Origin of the sequence: Dyella japonica DSM 16301 (assembly GCF_001010355.1) — a bacterium.
Lineage (GTDB): Bacteria > Pseudomonadota > Gammaproteobacteria > Xanthomonadales > Rhodanobacteraceae > Dyella > Dyella japonica.
In genome coordinates, this window is record NZ_JPLA01000028.1 from 1 (window position 1) to 17,004 (window position 17,004).

Genomic DNA, 17,004 nt, shown 5'->3' on the forward strand with positions numbered 1-17,004 from the left:
CAGCCACTCGGCTGTTGAAAAGCGCCTCCTGCTTTCACAGGAATGACGAATAGAAACGTTCCCGCGAGCACCCGCCCCTCACCCCAACCCTCTCCCCGGAGGGGAGAGGGAGCAAAGCGGCGTGACTCAGCGCGCCTTGAGCAACTCAGAGAGGCGATCCGCCTTCCCTTCAATCCGCTCCAGATGCGGATACTTCAACCCATCGTGGTAATCCACGCGCAGCGTCTTGTACTCGTCGAAATTCTTCACCAGCAATTCCACCGGCTGGTTCTTGTCCTTCGCCGCAGCCGTCACCGCATCCTTGATGGCGTCACTGGAATATTCCTTGCCGTTGACCGCGATCACCTTCATGCCCGGCGACAGACCGGCCTTGAAGGCAGGGCCGTCCCACAGCACGTCGACGATGTCGCCGCCCTTGCCCATCGACACGCCCAGCGAATAGGTCAGGTTGGCGCCGCCGGCGCGGGTTTCGACCGCCTTGGCCACGTCGGAAGGCTTGTCGTTGTAGACCAGCTTCCAGCCGTTCGCCTCGAAGCCGCCGATGATCGGACCGTGGCCGTCCAGACGCTCACGCAGGTAGCTGGTCCAGTCGAACGGGGCGATGTCGTTGAGCGTCTTGACCACGTCTTCGAACGTATACGTGTTGACGTCCCACTCGCCGTTCTTCACGCCGAAGAAGGCCTTGGCGAAATCGTCGATCGAACGCTTGTCGCCGGTGAGGTCACGCAGCTTGCCGTCCACGTCGAGCCAGATCATCTGGCCGCCCGAATAGTAGTCCTCGCTCATCTGGTAATTGCGATACGGCAGCGGGCGGCGCATCGCGATGATGGGATCGTTGGTGGTGTCCTGGATATTGCGCCACTGCTGCAGGCCAGGGCGGCCGCGATCATAGGTGGCGGCGACGTTGGCCAGCATGTCCAGCGTCTGGTCCTGCTTCCACAGGCCCGAGCGCGCGGCCATCACATAGCCCCAGAACTGCGTCTGGCCTTCGTACACCCACAGCAGGCTGTCCTGCATCGGCACATTGAAGCTCGGCGTGCTCAGGTCGGCGCCACGACGGTACTTGCCGTCCCACGAGTGATTGAACTCATGCGAGAGCAGGTCGCGCATGGTCATGTTCTTGTCCCACTCGGTGAAGTAACCGGTGCCCACGCCGTTTTCGCTGGAACGGTGATGCTCCAGGCCGATGCCCGACATCTTGTCGCTGAGCGAGAAGAGGAAGTCGTAGTGATCGTAGTGATGCGCGCCGTACAGCTTGTACATCTGCTGCACCAGGTTCTGGTGCACCTTCAGCTGCTCGGGCTTGATCTCCAGATATTTCGCATCGTCCGCCACGATATTGAGGAACACCGGCGTCTTCGCACCCGGGTCCAGATCCACGCGCTTGAAGTACTTGCCGGCGAAGATCGGCGAATCGACCAGATCGTCATAGTCGATCGGCTTGAAGGTCACCGTGTCGCCGTTGCGCGAGGCCATCTCCAGCGCGCTGCCGTACTGCCAGCCGGCCGGGAAGGTCACGCTGGTTTCCGCCTTGATCTGGCGCGCGTAGTAGCCGGCCGGATAGACCGACACCGAGTTCCACTGCAGGTTGAGCATTTCCGGCGTCATCACCACGCGACCCTGGCGGACGTCCTGCGCGGAAAGGAACTGGAACTCCACCTGCACTTCGTTCGCGCCCTGCGGCACGTCCACGTGGAAGGCGTAGACATTGAGCGGATCGCGCTTCCACGGAATCACTTTGCCATTGGACTTCACGACCAGGCCGGCGAGCTTGTCGATCGCGCCCGTCGGCGAGTGATTGCCCGGCAGCCACTGCGGATAAAGCAGCGTGAGCGGACCCGCCTGCGCCGGCACCGTTTCGTGCACGCGGAAGATGCGGTGGGCGATATCGGTCGCGTCGACGTTGATCTTCAGCGTGCCATTGAACGGAATATCCTGCGGGGCGGGCACATCGGCGAGTGCCGCGAAGCTGCCCAGGCCGATGGCCGACGCGAAGATGGCGGAAGCGAGACGCGAGACTTTCAAGAGGTTCTCCTAGGAATACGCAGTCGTGCACACGGCGCTGCTGCACGAAACATGAACCTCTGATGCTAGTGCGCGTTGACTTCTCGCACCCCCTGCCATTGGTCATGGAAGTGTCTGAACATCGCCCTTCCGCAAAACCGTTCACGGGTTTTCAGCGCGTTAAAAACCCGTATCCTTTTTTCACCGCGATCCCCACGCGGACTGTTGCGACATTCCCCCTTGTTGTCGCGACGGATCACAAAAATAGATGGAGCATTCCATGAACAAGACTCTTCTTGCGGCCGCTTTGGCCGTGGTCGCTGTTGCGCCTTTCGCTGCCAAGGCTGACGAATCCAACCAGCTCGACAATTTCTTCGTGGCCGGCAACCTGGGCCAGAGCAACTACCGCGTCGGCGGCGTCTCCGACAAGACCGACGTGTTCCAGAACGTGCGCTTCGGCTGGCGCTGGAATGGCATCGTCGGCGCTGAAATCGGTTACGCCTATCTTGGCAAGGTCAAGAACGACTTCGATTTCGCCAGCACCTCGGCCAAGCCGCGCGTGGGCCAGATCGGCGTGACCGGCAAGTACAACTTCTACAACAACTGGTTTGTCACCGGTCACGGCGGCTACCTGCGTTCGCGCACCACCGGCGCGGTCACCGTGGGTGACACCACCGCCAGCGAGCGCAGCTGGAACAACGGCTGGTACGCCGGCGCCGGCGTCGGCTACGACGTCACCAAGAACGTGGCGCTGGGCCTCAACTACGACAACTACCACATCAAGTATGGCCGCGACGGCGCGCAGGAGCCGCAGACCAACGCCAATGTGGCGACCTACTCCGCTTCGGTGGAAGTGAAGTTCTAAGCGTCGGTTGATGCCGGAAACGAAAAACGGCCGCGAAAGCGGCCGTTTTTCTTTGGTGCGCTCCCACAATGATGCGGTGTGGCCCTACTGCATCTTCTCCAACTTGCTATGGCGAATGCCATAACCCAGATACACCAGCAAACCAAGGCTCACCCAGATCAGGAACACCTTCCAGGTGACTGCTGGCAGTTCCGCCAGCAGCCAGATGGAAAACGCGATGCCGATCAGCGGAATCACCGGCACCCACGGCGTGCGGAAGGAGCGATGCAGATCCGGCTTGCGCTTGCGCAGGATCATCACGGACGTGCAGATTACGATGAAGGCCGACAGCACGCCGATATTCACCAGCTTGGCCACTTCCTCGATCGGCAGCAGGCCGGCGACCAGGGCAGTGAACACGCCCAGCACGATGGTGGGGCGATGCGGCGTGCCGTAGCGCGGATGCACATGGGCAAACCAGCCCGGCAGCAGGCCGTCGCGCGATAGCGCAAACCAGATGCGCGTGGCGCCTAGCATGAAGGCGAACAGCACGCTGAGCAGACCGAATACGGCCGAGATCGACACGGTCAACGCCACCCAGTGCAGGCCCAGACCCTTGAAGGCGTCGGACACCGGTGCATCGGTATTGAGCGTGCTGTAGTGCGCGATGCCGGTAAGCACCATCGACACGGCCAGATACATCGCCATCGAGATGCCCAGCGACAACAGCACGGCGCGCGGCAGGTCGCGCTGCGGATTCTTCGATTCCTCGGCGGCCGTGGTCAGCGTGTCGTAGCCGAACACGGCGAAGAACACCACCGCTGCTGCCGCGCCGATGCCCTGATAACCGAAGTGACCAACGCCGTCCGCACCGATCACGCGTGCAGGGATGAAGGGCACCCAGTTGGCAGGATTGATGTAGAAGACGCCCACACCAATCACCAGCGCGACCGCCGCGACCTTGATCGCCACCACCACCGTGTTGAAGCGTGCGCCCCACTCCGTGCGGAAAATCAGCAGCGCCGCCACGGCCAGCGTCACCAGCGCGGCGACCACGTTGAACACATGTCCTTCGCCGGTGCCGATGGCGCCTTGCGCCCATATCGGTATCGCGATGCCCATACTGGTCAGCGCCGATTGCACGTAGCCGGACCAGCCGATCGCCACCACCGCGACGATCAAGGCGTATTCCAGCAAGAGATCCCAGCCGATCAGCCAGGCGGCCAGTTCGCCGAGCACCGCGTAACCATAGGTATAGGCGCTGCCGGTCACCGGGATCATGCCGGCGAATTCGGCGTAGCACAGGGCCGCCGCGGCGCTGGCGATACCTGCGATCAGGAAGGAAATGGCCACCGCGGGACCGGCGTTGATCGCCGCCTGCTTGCCCGCCAGCACGAACACGCCGACGCCGATGATGCCGCCGATACCGATGGCGGTGAGCTGCCACAGACCCAACACGCGACGGAAATCGCCACGCTTGCCGGCCTCCGCCTGCAACAGCTCCACAGGCTTGTGGCGCACCAACTTATCAAGGAAACCCATCAGCTCATCCCCGGGAAACGAGCCGCGATCATAGCGAATGCCCCCGCCCCTGCCATGCTGCAGCTGCGGGGGAGTGCCATAGGTCCTAGCCGGGGATGGGTTTTTCCGAGCCGGCGCGACCCGGGGCCGAGAGCGCAAGCCAGGCCAGCACGAGTGCGCTGATGGCAGGAACAGCGACCAGCGTCGCCACGAAGGCAGCCGGCAGCTGGGGTACACCGAACCAGCCGCCGGTGAGCAATGGCACCGCCGCCGTGGCTAGAAGGCGCGTCAGTTCCAGCGCCACGCCTGCGCGACGCCCTTCCGTGAGAGCCCCTAGCGCCGCCAGGCTCAGCACCAGGAAAACGGCATAGCCGATCAGTGACGCCGCCGGCAATCGCTTGGCCAGATCGAGAAACTGCACCGCCATGCCCAGCAGCAGGGCGAACTGCACCAGGCTGTAGATCATGTACCCGCGCGTGAGCGGTGGCAGAAAACGCTCGCGCTGGATATCGAACGCCGGCTTGGGGAACCGCTCGGCCACATCCACCGGCCGCCAGCCGGGCGGCTTGAGCCAGACCAGCAGCTTGTCGCGCCAGCGACGGGCATGCCAGGCGTCCTTCGCGGTCGCCCAATACACCTCGGCGTTGGCCCAAAGCGGATTCCAGCTGCGCAGCGGCGAGCGCGTCCCATAGATCGGCGGATCGGTGTCGTCTTCTTCGATAAAGCTGCCAAACAGACGATCCCACACGATCAGGATGCCGCCGTAGTTGCGGTCGAGATAGCGATCGTTTACCGCATGGTGCGCGCGATGATTGGACGGCGAGCAGAACACGCGATCGAACCAGCCCAGCCGCCCGACCAGTTCGGTATGCACCCAGAACTGGTAGAGCAGATCGATCAGCGCCACCACCACGAACACTTCCAGCGGATAACCGATGACGGCCATCGGCAGATAGAACAACCAGCCCAGCAGCACGCCGCTGCCGGTCTGGCGCAGCGCGGTGGAGAGGTTGTAATCCTCGCTCTGGTGATGCACCACGTGCGCTGCCCAGAGGATGTTCACCTCGTGGCCTGCGCGATGCAGCCAGTAGTAGCAGAAATCGTAGAGCAGCAGCGCCGAGACCCAAACCCACACGCTGCTCGCCGGCAAGGCGAAGAGCGCGAGGTGCTGCACGCACCAGGCGTAGATGCCCAGCGTCAGCAGCTTGCTGAAGACGGCGACGATCTGCGAGATCACGCCCAGTCCAAGACTGTTGATCGCGTCGCTGCCGTGGTACACGCGGCGGCCGCGCATTTTCGCCACCAGCAGTTCCAGCGCAATCAGGGCGAAGAACACCGGCGTCGCCCAGGTGATGATGATTTCCTGCATGTTCATCGCCGCTCAACACCTCCGCGCACCGACCGCGCCAGACACCACAGGGCCGTGTAATAGGTCACCAGCACCCACAACGTCGACAGCGGTATGACGAAGCGGAAACGGTCCCAGGCCAGCAGTGTATCGCTGAGCATGAAGATCAGCGCACCCATCATCGACCAGTGCGCCGAGGTCGCCAGCTCATCCGTGGCGTGCTTGCGCTCGCGCACCACGGCCTGGCCACCCATGCAGGCCAGCACCAGCACATAGACCACCACTGGCAAATGCAACGGCACCGGCAGCGAGGGCCACAGCGCCCACAGGTTGAACACGCCGTACGCCACGCAGGCCAGCATGCCCCAGGGGCGTTCGGCGAAGCGGCTGTCGCCCAGCAGCGCGACGATGAAACACGCGTGCGCCAGCAGAAACGACACCAGCCCCGCCACGAATTCGTCCTGCGGCAGCATCAGGAACACATCGCCGACCAGGGAGCACGCCATGCCGACGACGATCCAGCGCCGGTAGCGCGTCGACACAGCCGGCTTGGTCCGCCAGGCCGTGGCCAGGATCAGCAGGGTCGTCAGCGGCTTGCAGACCCAGTGCAGCCAGCGCCAGCCATCGATCTCACCGGCGGTTGCGAACGTCGCCCCCGCAATGGCCCCCACGGCCAGCAGCAGCACAGCCAGACCCGTCCATAGCGACGAGGTCGGCCTCATCGCAGCGTTTGAAACAGACATGCATGGATTCCCCGATCCATTGATGTCGCCGATGGTAGAGCCATTGGCCTCCGCGGCCCTGTCGCGGTGCAAAAAAGTTCTGGTGGGATGGCGGGATTTCTGCAGCCTCACCCTGTGCCGTGCCTGCTTGTCTGTGGGAGCGCACCCTGTGCGCGACAAACCTACGGAGCGGCACACCCAGGCGTGGCTGTCGCGCACAGGGTGCGCTCCCACAAGTGTGCAGTGAGCTCCACGCCCCGGCTCTAGGCCCTTGCCCTCCGGGCCCCGTATGACGCGGNNGCCAGGTCGCCGTATCGCGACAACCAAGGGCAAAGTCACTGGATTCCTGCTTTCGCAGGAATGACGATCAAAATCTGGAGCGCCGGGATGACCAGCAATAGAATGTCTATGGCGCGATACCGAGCCAATTCAAAGAGCGCCCATCACCGCCCATCCACCGCCTTACGCCCAATCACCGGATCATCCGTAAAAAACGCATCCACCCCCGCCTCCAGATACGCCCGAATCTCAGCCACCGACCCCGCTTCGTTGAACGTCTTCGGATCACTCCCCTTCCAGAAATTCTTCGCCTGGAAGAAATTCTCCGGACGGAACGTATAAGGATGCAGCTCCAGCTTCACAGCATGCGCGTCGTGCACCAGCGGCGTGGGTTGCCCCAAGGTTCCGTCCGCAGCCAGCGGAATGATGGAGCGAATGGACGGCCCAATGGCGTCAGCATAAGCGGCGATATCGCGCAGCCCCGCCGGCGTCATCATCTGCGCATAGCTCAGCTGCTTGCCCGCAGCCACGACATCATAAGGTTGTTCGTTCACATCGCCGAGCAACTGCAGCAAGCGAATATTGGGATGATCCTTGCCCAGCTTGCCGCGCAGATAACGCAGATTGGCGACTTCGAACGACTGGATCTCCACCGGTGCCGTGCGCGTATATGCATGAGCGGCAAGAATCGCCAGCACGCGATCCTCCATCGGCATGCCAAGCTTCTGGAAATACGTGCCGTGCTTGATTTCCGGAATGATGCCGATCACGCGGCCCTGCGTGGCCGACTCGGCAGCCACGAAGTCGATGATTTCGTCCAGCGTGGGGATCTGGAACTGGCCGTCGTACGCCGTGCTGCGAAACTCCGGCAGTCGTTCGCGGGCACGCAGAGTTTTCAATTCGGCCAGCGTGAAATCCTCAGTGAACCAGCCGGTCACCTTTTCGCCATCGACAGTCTTGGTGGTTTTGCGTGCAGCAAATTCCGCATGCTGCGCCACGTCGGTGGTGCCGCTGATCTCGTTTTCATGGCGGGCCACCGGCACGCCATCGCGCGTCATCACCAGATCCGGCTCGATGAAATCCGCGCCATCGGCAATCGCCTTGCCGTACGAAGCCAGCGTATGTTCCGGCCGCAGCGCGCTCGCGCCGCGATGACCGATCACCAGCACCTTCTTTGCAATCGGTGCTTCATGAGCATGGATGGCAGCACTCATCACCAGTGTCCCCACGACAAAAACGACCCGACCTAGACGACGCACGGCAACTCCTTGCGATGGATAAGGCGCGCCGGAGCGGCGCAATGATCCGCGCATGATCATCCTATCTGATGGCAGTTGCTTGACACGCCAACGGGCCTGCTTGTCGCGAACGCCACGCACTACGTCCGCTCAACCAGCCATGACTCTTGGCACCGCCATGACTTGCGGCCAGTGGGGGCGTGCGGCACCGGTGCTAGCCTGCCCATCACTCGTCGACGATGGAAACGTCCATGCTCGCCACACTGCTGACCGCCCTGCTTGCCGCCGCCACACCGGCTACCAACTGCCACGTGGGCGCGTATCGCCTGAGCGACGGCAGCACGCTGGACATTGCGCCAACAGATGACGATGGGCTGCGCTGGCGACGCCTCGATGGCAGCACCGGCAAGCTCACGCGCGGCGCGAATGATGTCTGGACCAGTCATTTTGGCTGGACCGATCGGCCCGACGGCAAAGAGGTTCACTTCAGCGAATGCGCGCAGGGCAAGCTCACGTTCGACGGCAGGCAAGGCGAGCGCATCGCCTTGCAGGTGCAGGAAGTCACCTTTGCCGGCGACGGTGGCACACGCCTGGTCGGACGGCTAATCCTGCCGCCGGGCAAGGCTAAGGTGCCGGTGGTCGTGCTGGTGCATGGCTCGGAGCACGATTCGGCGCTCTCCTTCGACTTCATGCAACGCGAACTTCCGGCCGAAGGCGTGGGCGCCTTCGTCTACGACAAACGCGGCACCGGCGCCTCCGACGGCACCTATACGCAAGACTTCAGCGTGCTCGCCAATGATGCGGTGGCTGCCGTGGCCCAGGCCCGCCGATTGGCCGGCGCACGCGCCGGCCGCGTGGGCTATCGAGGCGGCAGCCAGGGCGGCTGGGTGGCGCCGCTCGCCGCCTCGCGCACCAACGTGGATTTCGTGATCGTGGGCTACGGCCTGGCCATTTCGCCGCTGGAAGAAGACCGTGAAGCGGTCGCCTTCGACCTCAAGCTCAAGGGCTACGACCAGTCGGTGATCGACAAGGCGTGGGAACTCTCCGATGCGATCGGCCTGATCCTCTCCAGCCATCTCGCCGAAGGCTACGACCAGCTCGATGCAGCCAAGGCCAAATACAGCAAGGAGCCCTGGTACAAGGACGTGCGCGGCGATTTCAGCTATCTGGTGCTGCCCATGAGCAGCGCCGATATCCGCGAAAAGGGCAAGGCGTATATGTTCAACACGCCATGGCACTATGATTCCATGGCGGTGCTGGAAAAGCTCCACACACCGCAGCTGTGGGAACTGGCGCAGGACGATATCGACGCACCGAGCGGCGAAACCCTGCGCCGGCTGGCCTCGCTGCAGGCCAAGGGGCTGCCGATCACCACCGCGCTGTTTCCGCATGCCGAACACGGCATGACCGAATACGAACGCAAACCCGATGGCGAACGTGTAAGCACGCGCTATTCGGCCGGCTATATGCAGCTGACCATCGACTATGCGAAGGGAACCCTGCATCCGCCCTACGGCGCCAGCACGATCGTGATGCCGCAAACGCCGGGCAAGTAAGCCATACAACAGATCGCTCCGCGCAAACGCGGTGCTAGTCTTTCGTCATGAAACGTCATGGCCTCTGGCTGGCATGCATGGCTGGGGTGGCGTTCGCCGCCTCGGCCAGTGACGTCTCCCAGGGCGTCATCGACCAGGTGGTGTTCACCCAATACGGCAGTGCGTCCAGCAGCCCCGAGCTGATGCGACGACTGGTGACGCCCTTGAATGCGTGGCGCCTGCAACAACACGCCGCCTCGGCGGGCACGGCGATCGTCGACCAAGCCATCGACCTCACGCGCGAGCGCTTTGCGCTGTATGTGCCGCCGCAGGCACCGCCCGATGGCTACGCCCTGCTCGTGTTCGTCCCGCCTTGGAACGAAGCGCGTGTACCCGGCGAATGGACGTCCATCCTCGATCGCCACGGCATGATCTTCGTGACCGCCGCGAACATCGGCAACGACACCAGCCTGCTCGATCGCCGCGATCCCGTGGCTTTGCTTGCTGCCGTCAACGTGATGGCGCGGTACCGCGTGAATCCGCAGCGCGTCTATATCGGCGGCTTCTCGGGCGGCTCGCGGGTGGCGTTGCGGCTCGCGCTGGGCTACCCGGACCTGTTCCACGGCGCGCTGCTGGAGGCAGGCAGCGACCCGGTCGGCCGCGCCGTTCCGCTGCCACCTCAAGCTTTGCTGGAGCAGTTCCAGACAGGCACGCGCATCGTCTACTTCACCGGGCAGCAGGATCCCGCCCGGATGGACGTGGACCGGCAAAGTCGCCACTCCCTGCACGACTGGTGCATCGACGATGTCGACCTGCGCACGATCCCGGCGACGGGTCATGATCTGGCGGGCGCCACTGCGCTGGATCGCGCGCTGACGTCGCTGGAGACGCATCACCCGCCCGACGCCAACCGGCTTGACGCATGCCGCGCCCAGATCGCCAGCGAACTGGAGCAGGCACTGGGCACGGTGGAAGCAGCCTTGGCGCGCAACGACATCGCCACGGCACAACGCGACCTGGATGAACTGGACCAGCGCTTCGGCGGCCTCGCCGCACCGCGCAGCGTGGAACTGGCGGCGCGCCTGTTGCAGGCGGCGCCGCCGTCGCACTAAGGGATCGTCATCGCATCAACCCGACCGGCGCGCACTGCCTTCACCAGCGCCGCATGATCGCGATCATTCTGGTCCGCATAAGGCACCGCGAATGCGGCGATGGCATCGGCGAAGGCATCGCTCTTGCCCAGGTAGGCGGACAACAGGATGGCGTCGCCCGAGCGCGAGTGCGCGCGTGCCAGTGCGTGCGCGCAAAGACGGCCGTAGCGGCGCAGATTGGGCACGCGCATCAGCTCCACCTGCGGCGAGATCTTCGCGTCGCGCAACTGGCGCACGTAGAAATGGCGCCTGGGACCCTGCGACCAGCCCAGGAACAGATCGCTGGCCGATTGCATCAGGCGCTGGCCGGACACGATCCGCTCGCCCTGGTGCTTGTACGGCTTGTTGGCGACGAACGGATCGATCACCGATTGCCGTGCTTCCTTGAACTGCAGGAACAAGGGATCGCCATTGCCCGAGACCATCAGCAGGATGCCGCAGTAAGTGCCCACGCTGCCCACGCCCACCACTTTCACGGCCGAGTCCACCGCATTGAAGCGGTCCAGCAGCACGCGCCGCTCCGGCAGCAGCGATTGGCGATAGTCGGCGAACGCGTCGGCGCGTTCTTTCTCGGAGACGTGATTGGCCAGGCTGTCGTCGTGATAGATCAGGGGCGGCTCGTCCTGGATGCGCGGCGGCGAACCGCCTTCGACGGTGAGCTTGATGAATTCCTTGGTATGCGCCGTGTATTGCACCGCCTTGTGCACGCTCTTGTTGGCGAGCTTGCGCATTTCCTCGTCGCGCATGCGGTTGATCACGTCCTGCAGATCGATATGGTCGTACCACGCCTCCAGTACCGGCATCTGGGCGTAGTCGGCCAGATGCTTGCGGTAGGAGGTGGCGGCCTCCCACGCGATGTCCTTGGCATCATCGTCGCTGAAGCCGTTCGCGCGCGACGCCACCACCAGGCTCGCGCACAGGCGCTTGACGTCCCATTCCCACGGGCCCACCGTGGTTTCGTCGAAGTCGTTGATATCGAACACGAGCTCGCGCTCGGGGGTGGCGAAGCCGCCGAAGTTGACCAGGTGGCAGTCGCCGCAGATCTGCAGATGGATGCCGGTGCTGGCCGTGGTGGACAGATCCGCCGCCATGATGGCCGCTGCGCCGCGATAGAACGCAAACGGCGAGGCCATCATGCGTCCGTAGCGGATCGGCACCAGCGACTCCACGCGGCCTTTGGAGGTTTCGATCAACACGTCGACCGGATTGATGCGATTCTTCGGCGGCTTCCAGCCACCCAGCGACTTGCGCGTCACTTTCTCGCGGATGGTTCGCGCCATCGCCTCGCGGTCGGCCTGATTCTTCAGCCAGCTCTCCTGCGACAGCGGCCCGCCGCCGCGATGGGCGAACTTGTCGTAAGGCCCGGTGTCCGCGCCAGCGGGGCGCTTGTTGGTGACCTTGGGAGCTCGCTCGTCCTTCGTCCTCGACATGCGGGCGACCTTGGGAGCTTGCTCGTCCTTCGTCTTCGCCATGATTGCCACCTCACGATGTAGGCCTGGGTATGCGCAGGGCCGGCCTTGAGCGCTTCATTTGACGCCCGCGGTTCGTAAAGTGGAATAGCAAAACTACGTAGACCGCGGGCGCCTGCGCTCAGTCCGTCAACGTTTCGTGGCTGGCCACTTCACCCTGCTTCCAGTAGCTGGAGGCGCGGATGCGCTGGCGGTCCAGCCCATGCACATCGATCAGCCGCTGCCGCACCTGGCGGATGCTGGCGTACTCGCCGGCGGCCCAGGCGTAGCCGTCGCCCTCGGGCAGGATCAGCTCGGCCACGGTGTCCGCCAGCCCGGCGTCGCCCGCGTCGCGGCACAGCCAGGTGATGGAGGCGTTCGCCGCAGTGGTGATGTCGAAGCGGGCGTCGGCGCTGTCCACCTCGACCAGGGCGATGATGCACTCGCCTGCAGCCGCCTCTTCCAGGCGACGCGCGATGGCCGGCAAGGCAGTTTCGTCGCCGATCAGCAGGTACCAGTCCAGCCCATCCGGCAGGATCGACGAACCCCGCGGGCCGCCCAGGCCGAGCACATCACCCAGCTTGGCGGCACGCGCCCATGACACGGCCGGACCGTCGCCATGCAGCACGAATTCGATATCCAGCTCGCTGGCGGCACGATCGTAGCGACGCGGGGTGTAGTCGCGGCTGGGTGGGCGCGGCAGCGACGGATCGAAAGCGATGCCCTGCTCGGTCACCGCTGGCAGCGATGGCCGCGACTGGCCTTCGGCCGGAAGAAACAGCTTCACGTGGTCATCGAACGAGGCGGACACAAAGTCGCCCAGATCGCCGGTGAGGGTGACGCGCAGCAGGCGCGGCGAGACCGGAGTCAGGCGCTTCACGGTCAGCTCGCGCATTTTCAGGGGATGGCGGACGCGCCGGATTTCACGGGGAGAGGTGGACATGGGGGACCTCGCTGGTCGCGGTGGGGGCGCGACGCTATAATGGATGCAACTCATAGTGAGCTTGCTCAATACTTTTTCATGACCGCCCCCACCAAGTCAACCCCGGGCAAGTCCGCCACGGTCGAGCTGGCCGATGCCTTTCTCGCCCTGCATCACCTGGTGCGCAAGCACGTCGATGCCGCCATGACGGCGGCCGGCCTGTCGCTCTCCCAAGCCAAGCTGCTGGCCCTGGTGGCCCGCCTCGCGCCCTGCCGACCCAGCGATATCGCCACGCAGATGGGCTATGCGCCCCGCACCGTGACGACGGCGTTGGATGCGCTGGAAGAAAACGGCTGGATCGAGCGCTCGCCCCACCCCACCGACCGGCGCGCCCAATTGGTGGTCATCACGAAGGTGGGCCAGGCCAAGCTCGACGAGGTGCAGGGGCCCAAGCGGCACGCGGTAGAACAGCTGTTCGGCGTGCTCAGCCACGACGAACAGAAGCGACTGCGCGAGCTGATGGATCGCGTGCGCGAACGCGCTGACGACGCCTAATCGAGCGGCGCGGACATCACCAACCGCTCGATCGGATAGCCGCGCAACTGCGCGCGATGGCGCAAGGCCTCGAACTGGCTGCGCTGCATATGCGCATCGCGCGACAACACCCACAGATAGTTGCGGCTCGGGCTGCCGACCAGTGCCCAGCGATATTCCGGGTCCACCTCCAGCACCCAGTAGTCCGCCCAAACCCAAGGCACCCAGGCCAGCCACGAGGGCGCAAAACGCACCTTGAGCGCGCCGGCCACCGGCGTGGTGCGGGCGACCCCATCGGATGCATCCATCTGACCATCGCGCGTGCGGCAGGCGTTGTGCACGCTCACCTGACCATCGGGCAACGAGCGGTAGGCGGCACTGATGGTGTCCACGCACTGGCGCTGGAAGAACATCGGCAAGTGCGCAATCTCGTGCCACTCGCCGAGATAGCGCTTGAGGTCGAGCTGCTGCACCGGTGCATTGGCGAGCTGCTGCGCACGCGCGGCCGGCAAGGCCAGCATCGCCATCAACGCCATGACGAAGATTCGAGGAACTCGCATGCGGCACTCCTGTGCGATCCGCTTCAATGGATCACCAGTGTCACCGGCGCGCATCACGGACATGCAAAAAGAGGGTGACGATACCGTCACCCTCCCGATGCCATCGGCATTAATCAGCGGTGCTTACGCAGCCTGGTCGCGCAGTTGCGACACCGACGGCGACACGGCCGAGTCGCTGATCTCGACGCGGCGCAGCTTGTAGGCCTCGGGCACCTCGCGCTTGAGATCGATCACCAGCAGGCCATGCTCCATGCGCGCGCCGGTCACCTGCACGTGCTCGGCCAGCTCGAATCGGCGGTTGAACGGGCGGTTGGCGATGCCACGATGCAGCACTTCGCCTTCCTGCTCGCCCTTGCGCTCGCCGCTGACGGTAAGCATGTTGGCCTGCACGGTGAGGCTGATGTCTTCGCGGCTGAAGCCGGCCAGCGCCATGGTGATGCGGTAGCTGTCTTCACTCAGCTTCACCGAATCGAACGGCGGCCAATTGTCGTTGGCCTGCGTGCGCGCTGCTTCCAGCAGGTCGAACACGCGATCAAAGCCGATGCTGGAACGATGCAGCGGCGAAAAATCCAGGACAGTACGCATAACCAATTCTCCAATGAGCAACAGGTAGACGCCGCGCAACATGCAGCGGCGCACCGGCCCCGTAGCGACCGGTGACCAGGAGATGCGGCTGGCGACAGGTGATTCAAGGCAATGCTTCAGCGATGATTTAGCCGTCCATATAGATCGCATGGCCACTTGAAATGCATCTGGCGGCCCCAACGGCGCCCGCTTCCATGGGGCGGGCCCGTGCGGGTTCAAGGCCCACGGGCCGGCCTTTCTTTCGTTTTTGGAAAGGATGCTTTGCGCGCCCCCCTGATTCTTTCATCACCGGGCCGGGGTTAACGTAAGCCACCTTTTCGGAGACCCGGTCATGGCCCCTCGTCACCTCGTTGCCCCGCTGCTCGTTGCCGCTCTTGCCGTCGCACCGCTGGCCCAGGCCGCCACCGACGCCTCGCTGGTGGTGCCCAAACAGCTGATCGTCGATCCCAGCCTGCCCAAGGGCACCGCCCGCGCCAACGTGCTGGCCGCCCGCCGTTACGACACGTTCTGGAACAACGGTGACGAGGCACTGGCAAAGGCCGCGCTGTCGCCGCAGTTCGTCGATCGCACCCCGCCGCCGGGCCGCGTGCAGGGGCCGGACGGTCCGCTGCAGGCGTCCAAGGCATTCCGCCAGGCGGTGCCCGACCTGACTTGCGAGGTGGAACAGATGCTGGTGGTCGGCGACCGCGTGGTGTCGCATCTGCACTTCGCCGGCCACTTCACAGGCAAGTTCAACGGCATCCAGGGCAAGGGACAGGCGGTCGACTTCATCGCCACTGACATCTATCGCGTCGCCGAGGGCAAGATCGTCGAGAACTGGCACCTGGAAGACAATCTGACCTTGCTCAAGCAGCTGGGCGCGATCAAGGACTGAGTCGTGACGGCATGACCCGCGCTACGACGGATCGGTGTCGTAGCGCGTGATGTTTTCGGGCAATCGCACCCAGTGATGCCGCCGGCTTTCATAGACGGAATCTTCCGGCGGCGGAAACGAGGGATCCGCGAACGCGCCCACCGCAACCGAGACGTGGCCTTCCACGCCCTCTTCGGTGTGGAACACATTGCTCCCGCACACGGGACAGAAACGGAAGCGGAATTGCGAGCCATGGTCGCCGGTGCGCACGAACTCCGTGGCGTTGCCGGTGACGGTGTACGGCGCACGGAATCCCGCCAGCGCCGCGAACACGCTGCCGGTGCGCTGCTGGCAGGCCAGGCAGTGGCAGACTCCGACGCCCAGCAGGTCACCCTGCACTTCGATGCGCAACTGACCGCAAAAGCACGATGCCGTCTTGCTGGACATGACCAGCCTCCGTTGCATGTTTAGCCGTCTATTCGCAGATCACCCAGCTTAACGTCGCGTGGCAAGCACGCCATCGAGCGCCAACTCGGCCCTGAAGCCGGCCTTCTCCAGCCGCCTGGCCACTTCGCGTGGGACATCCCGATCGCTGGTTAGCTTGTTGGGGCTGCCGGTGTAGTGGAACAGACGACCACCGCGCCGAAGCACGCGTGCGAGCTGATCGTAGAACACCTGCGAATACAGCTCGCCGGCAATGCCAAAGCGCGGCGGATCATGCAGCAAGGCGTCCACCGAGGCATCGGCGATCTGCACGATGGCCTGCGACACATCCGCATGCGCCAGCTCCAGCCGACCACCGCTCGCCGCGGATTGCGGATCGGGCGACCACGGATTGATGGTGCGCAGCCACAACACATCCGGATTCTTTTCGAACGACTGGATGCGCGCCACGCCCGCATCCAGGCAACACGCCGCGAAATAGCCCAGGCCACCGCAGGTGTCGAGCACGACCTTGCCACGCGGATCCACCAGCGCCACCTTGCGGCGCGCGTCGTCGACCGGCGATTCCTTGGAGGTCGGCAGCATCTTGATGCCGTCGATCTCGAACGTGGGCGCACCCCACTCGGTAGGCACCAGCTTGATCAGCGAACCGGCATAGCGCGACACCGACGAAAACTCATCGCCGTCCCAGTAATAGATGGTGCGGTCCTTGACCTTCGCCGGATACGGATAGCTCTCGCCCTTCCATTGCCAGCTTTCCGCGTGCAGCGACGCGCTGCCGTTGGAGCGCCCCAGATCCATCGAACCCGCCCATTCACCGGCGCCGGCAGCGCGCGCAGCAGACAGCCCATCGGCAACGGAGCGCGTGAGCAAGGGGCCGATATAGTGCGTCACGAGCAAGCTACTCCTGGGGTAGACGCGTAGTTTATGGGCAATGCGAAGCCCAGGTCACAGTCGCGACGCAGCGGCCGGTGGTTTGCCTCCGCCCTGACCTCGACTGCCTGCCCCTGCTCGGA

The 17,004-nt window shown here is 64.1% G+C and carries 16 protein-coding genes; 5 read left to right on the forward strand and 11 right to left on the reverse strand.

Annotation, left to right across the window (positions count from 1 at the left end; translation table 11 throughout):
- Positions 1 to 126: 126 nt before the first annotated feature.
- Positions 127 to 1,998 carry a M61 family metallopeptidase gene (locus Y882_RS11205; RefSeq protein ID WP_484488291.1) on the reverse strand — a complete coding sequence of 624 codons (1,872 nt, stop codon included), beginning with the start codon at positions 1,996 to 1,998 and terminating at the stop codon, positions 127 to 129.
- A 286-nt stretch (positions 1,999 to 2,284) separates the two neighbouring features.
- On the opposite strand from Y882_RS11205, the gene Y882_RS11210 reads away from it, so the two are divergent.
- Positions 2,285 to 2,869 carry an outer membrane protein gene (locus tag Y882_RS11210; RefSeq protein ID WP_046972008.1) on the forward strand — a complete coding sequence of 195 codons (585 nt, stop codon included), beginning with the start codon at positions 2,285 to 2,287 and terminating at the stop codon, positions 2,867 to 2,869.
- Between the two features lie 84 nt (positions 2,870 to 2,953).
- On the opposite strand, the gene Y882_RS11215 is transcribed toward Y882_RS11210, so the two are convergent.
- The 4 genes from Y882_RS11215 to Y882_RS11230 form a co-directional block, all read right to left on the reverse strand.
- Positions 2,954 to 4,390, reverse strand: coding sequence for an amino acid permease (locus tag Y882_RS11215; protein WP_046972009.1), 1,437 nt, complete (start codon positions 4,388 to 4,390; stop codon positions 2,954 to 2,956).
- A gap of 85 nt (positions 4,391 to 4,475) precedes the next feature.
- Positions 4,476 to 5,744, reverse strand: coding sequence for a sterol desaturase family protein (locus Y882_RS11220; protein ID WP_046972010.1), 1,269 nt, complete (start codon positions 5,742 to 5,744; stop codon positions 4,476 to 4,478).
- Entirely contained in the window at positions 5,741 to 6,460 is a 720-nt protein-coding gene (locus Y882_RS11225) for a lysoplasmalogenase (protein WP_046972011.1), read from the reverse strand. The genes Y882_RS11220 and Y882_RS11225 overlap by 4 nt, the downstream gene beginning before the upstream one ends.
- Positions 6,461 to 6,882: 422 nt before the next feature.
- Positions 6,883 to 7,932 carry a glycerophosphodiester phosphodiesterase gene (locus tag Y882_RS11230; RefSeq protein WP_046972012.1) on the reverse strand — a complete coding sequence of 350 codons (1,050 nt, stop codon included), beginning with the start codon at positions 7,930 to 7,932 and terminating at the stop codon, positions 6,883 to 6,885.
- Positions 7,933 to 8,207: 275 nt separating this feature from the next.
- On the opposite strand from Y882_RS11230, the gene Y882_RS11235 reads away from it, so the two are divergent.
- Both Y882_RS11235 and Y882_RS11240 read left to right on the forward strand, forming a co-directional pair.
- Positions 8,208 to 9,512 (forward strand): alpha/beta hydrolase family protein, encoded by a 1,305-nt coding sequence (locus Y882_RS11235; protein WP_052949921.1) that lies wholly within the window; start codon positions 8,208 to 8,210, stop codon positions 9,510 to 9,512.
- 47 nt (positions 9,513 to 9,559) lie between these two features.
- Positions 9,560 to 10,603: an alpha/beta hydrolase family protein gene (locus tag Y882_RS11240; RefSeq protein ID WP_156171418.1), complete on the forward strand. Its 1,044-nt coding sequence runs from the start codon at positions 9,560 to 9,562 to the stop codon at positions 10,601 to 10,603.
- On the opposite strand, the gene Y882_RS11245 is transcribed toward Y882_RS11240, so the two are convergent.
- Together Y882_RS11245 and Y882_RS11250 are read right to left on the reverse strand one after the other, a co-directional pair.
- On the reverse strand, positions 10,600 to 12,114 hold the full coding sequence (locus tag Y882_RS11245; protein ID WP_244466324.1) for a DUF2252 domain-containing protein: 1,515 nt from the start codon (positions 12,112 to 12,114) through the stop codon (positions 10,600 to 10,602). The two genes, Y882_RS11240 and Y882_RS11245, sit on opposite strands and share 4 nt — an antisense overlap.
- Before the next feature lie 118 nt (positions 12,115 to 12,232).
- Complete coding sequence (locus Y882_RS11250; RefSeq protein ID WP_046972015.1) at positions 12,233 to 13,033, reverse strand: siderophore-interacting protein; 801 nt, start codon at positions 13,031 to 13,033, stop codon at positions 12,233 to 12,235.
- A gap of 78 nt (positions 13,034 to 13,111) precedes the next feature.
- Between Y882_RS11250 and Y882_RS11255 the strand changes: the two genes are divergently transcribed.
- On the forward strand, positions 13,112 to 13,567 hold the full coding sequence (locus Y882_RS11255) for a MarR family winged helix-turn-helix transcriptional regulator (protein WP_046972016.1): 456 nt from the start codon (positions 13,112 to 13,114) through the stop codon (positions 13,565 to 13,567).
- On the opposite strand, the gene Y882_RS11260 is transcribed toward Y882_RS11255, so the two are convergent.
- Together Y882_RS11260 and Y882_RS11265 are read right to left on the reverse strand one after the other, a co-directional pair.
- Complete coding sequence (locus tag Y882_RS11260) at positions 13,564 to 14,106, reverse strand: lipocalin family protein (RefSeq protein ID WP_046972017.1); 543 nt, start codon at positions 14,104 to 14,106, stop codon at positions 13,564 to 13,566. The genes Y882_RS11255 and Y882_RS11260 overlap by 4 nt on opposite strands.
- A 123-nt stretch (positions 14,107 to 14,229) precedes the next feature.
- The gene (locus Y882_RS11265; protein ID WP_046972018.1) at positions 14,230 to 14,691 is read right to left on the reverse strand and encodes an Hsp20 family protein; all 462 of its coding nucleotides are present in this window, start codon (positions 14,689 to 14,691) and stop codon (positions 14,230 to 14,232) included.
- Positions 14,692 to 15,022: 331 nt separating this feature from the next.
- On the opposite strand from Y882_RS11265, the gene Y882_RS11270 reads away from it, so the two are divergent.
- Positions 15,023 to 15,565: an ester cyclase gene (locus Y882_RS11270; RefSeq protein ID WP_046972019.1), complete on the forward strand. Its 543-nt coding sequence runs from the start codon at positions 15,023 to 15,025 to the stop codon at positions 15,563 to 15,565.
- A 21-nt stretch (positions 15,566 to 15,586) separates the two neighbouring features.
- Here the strand turns inward: Y882_RS11270 and Y882_RS11275 are convergent, their stop codons facing one another.
- The gene (locus Y882_RS11275; RefSeq protein WP_046972020.1) at positions 15,587 to 15,991 is read right to left on the reverse strand and encodes a GFA family protein; all 405 of its coding nucleotides are present in this window, start codon (positions 15,989 to 15,991) and stop codon (positions 15,587 to 15,589) included.
- Between the two features lie 48 nt (positions 15,992 to 16,039).
- Positions 16,040 to 16,882 carry a class I SAM-dependent methyltransferase gene (locus Y882_RS11280; RefSeq protein ID WP_046972089.1) on the reverse strand — a complete coding sequence of 281 codons (843 nt, stop codon included), beginning with the start codon at positions 16,880 to 16,882 and terminating at the stop codon, positions 16,040 to 16,042.
- Positions 16,883 to 17,004: the final 122 nt, after the last annotated feature.

Bases quoted from the DNA above. Each gene is read 5' to 3' on its own strand.
- Y882_RS11210 (WP_046972008.1), top strand. From the start codon at position 2,285: ATGAACAAGACTCTTCTTGCGGCCGCTTTGGCCGTGGTCGCTGTTGCG.
- Y882_RS11215 (WP_046972009.1), bottom strand. From the start codon at position 4,390: ATGGGTTTCCTTGATAAGTTGGTGCGCCACAAGCCTGTGGAGCTGTTG.
- Y882_RS11220 (WP_046972010.1), bottom strand. From the start codon at position 5,744: ATGAACATGCAGGAAATCATCATCACCTGGGCGACGCCGGTGTTCTTC.
- Y882_RS11225 (WP_046972011.1), bottom strand. From the start codon at position 6,460: ATGTCTGTTTCAAACGCTGCGATGAGGCCGACCTCGTCGCTATGGACG.
- Y882_RS11230 (WP_046972012.1), bottom strand. From the start codon at position 7,932: ATGAGTGCTGCCATCCATGCTCATGAAGCACCGATTGCAAAGAAGGTG.
- Y882_RS11235 (WP_052949921.1), top strand. From the start codon at position 8,208: ATGCTCGCCACACTGCTGACCGCCCTGCTTGCCGCCGCCACACCGGCT.
- Y882_RS11240 (WP_156171418.1), top strand. From the start codon at position 9,560: ATGAAACGTCATGGCCTCTGGCTGGCATGCATGGCTGGGGTGGCGTTC.
- Y882_RS11245 (WP_244466324.1), bottom strand. From the start codon at position 12,114: ATGGCGAAGACGAAGGACGAGCAAGCTCCCAAGGTCGCCCGCATGTCG.
- Y882_RS11250 (WP_046972015.1), bottom strand. From the start codon at position 13,033: ATGTCCACCTCTCCCCGTGAAATCCGGCGCGTCCGCCATCCCCTGAAA.
- Y882_RS11255 (WP_046972016.1), top strand. From the start codon at position 13,112: ATGACCGCCCCCACCAAGTCAACCCCGGGCAAGTCCGCCACGGTCGAG.
- Y882_RS11260 (WP_046972017.1), bottom strand. From the start codon at position 14,106: ATGCGAGTTCCTCGAATCTTCGTCATGGCGTTGATGGCGATGCTGGCC.
- Y882_RS11265 (WP_046972018.1), bottom strand. From the start codon at position 14,691: ATGCGTACTGTCCTGGATTTTTCGCCGCTGCATCGTTCCAGCATCGGC.
- Y882_RS11270 (WP_046972019.1), top strand. From the start codon at position 15,023: ATGGCCCCTCGTCACCTCGTTGCCCCGCTGCTCGTTGCCGCTCTTGCC.
- Y882_RS11275 (WP_046972020.1), bottom strand. From the start codon at position 15,991: ATGTCCAGCAAGACGGCATCGTGCTTTTGCGGTCAGTTGCGCATCGAA.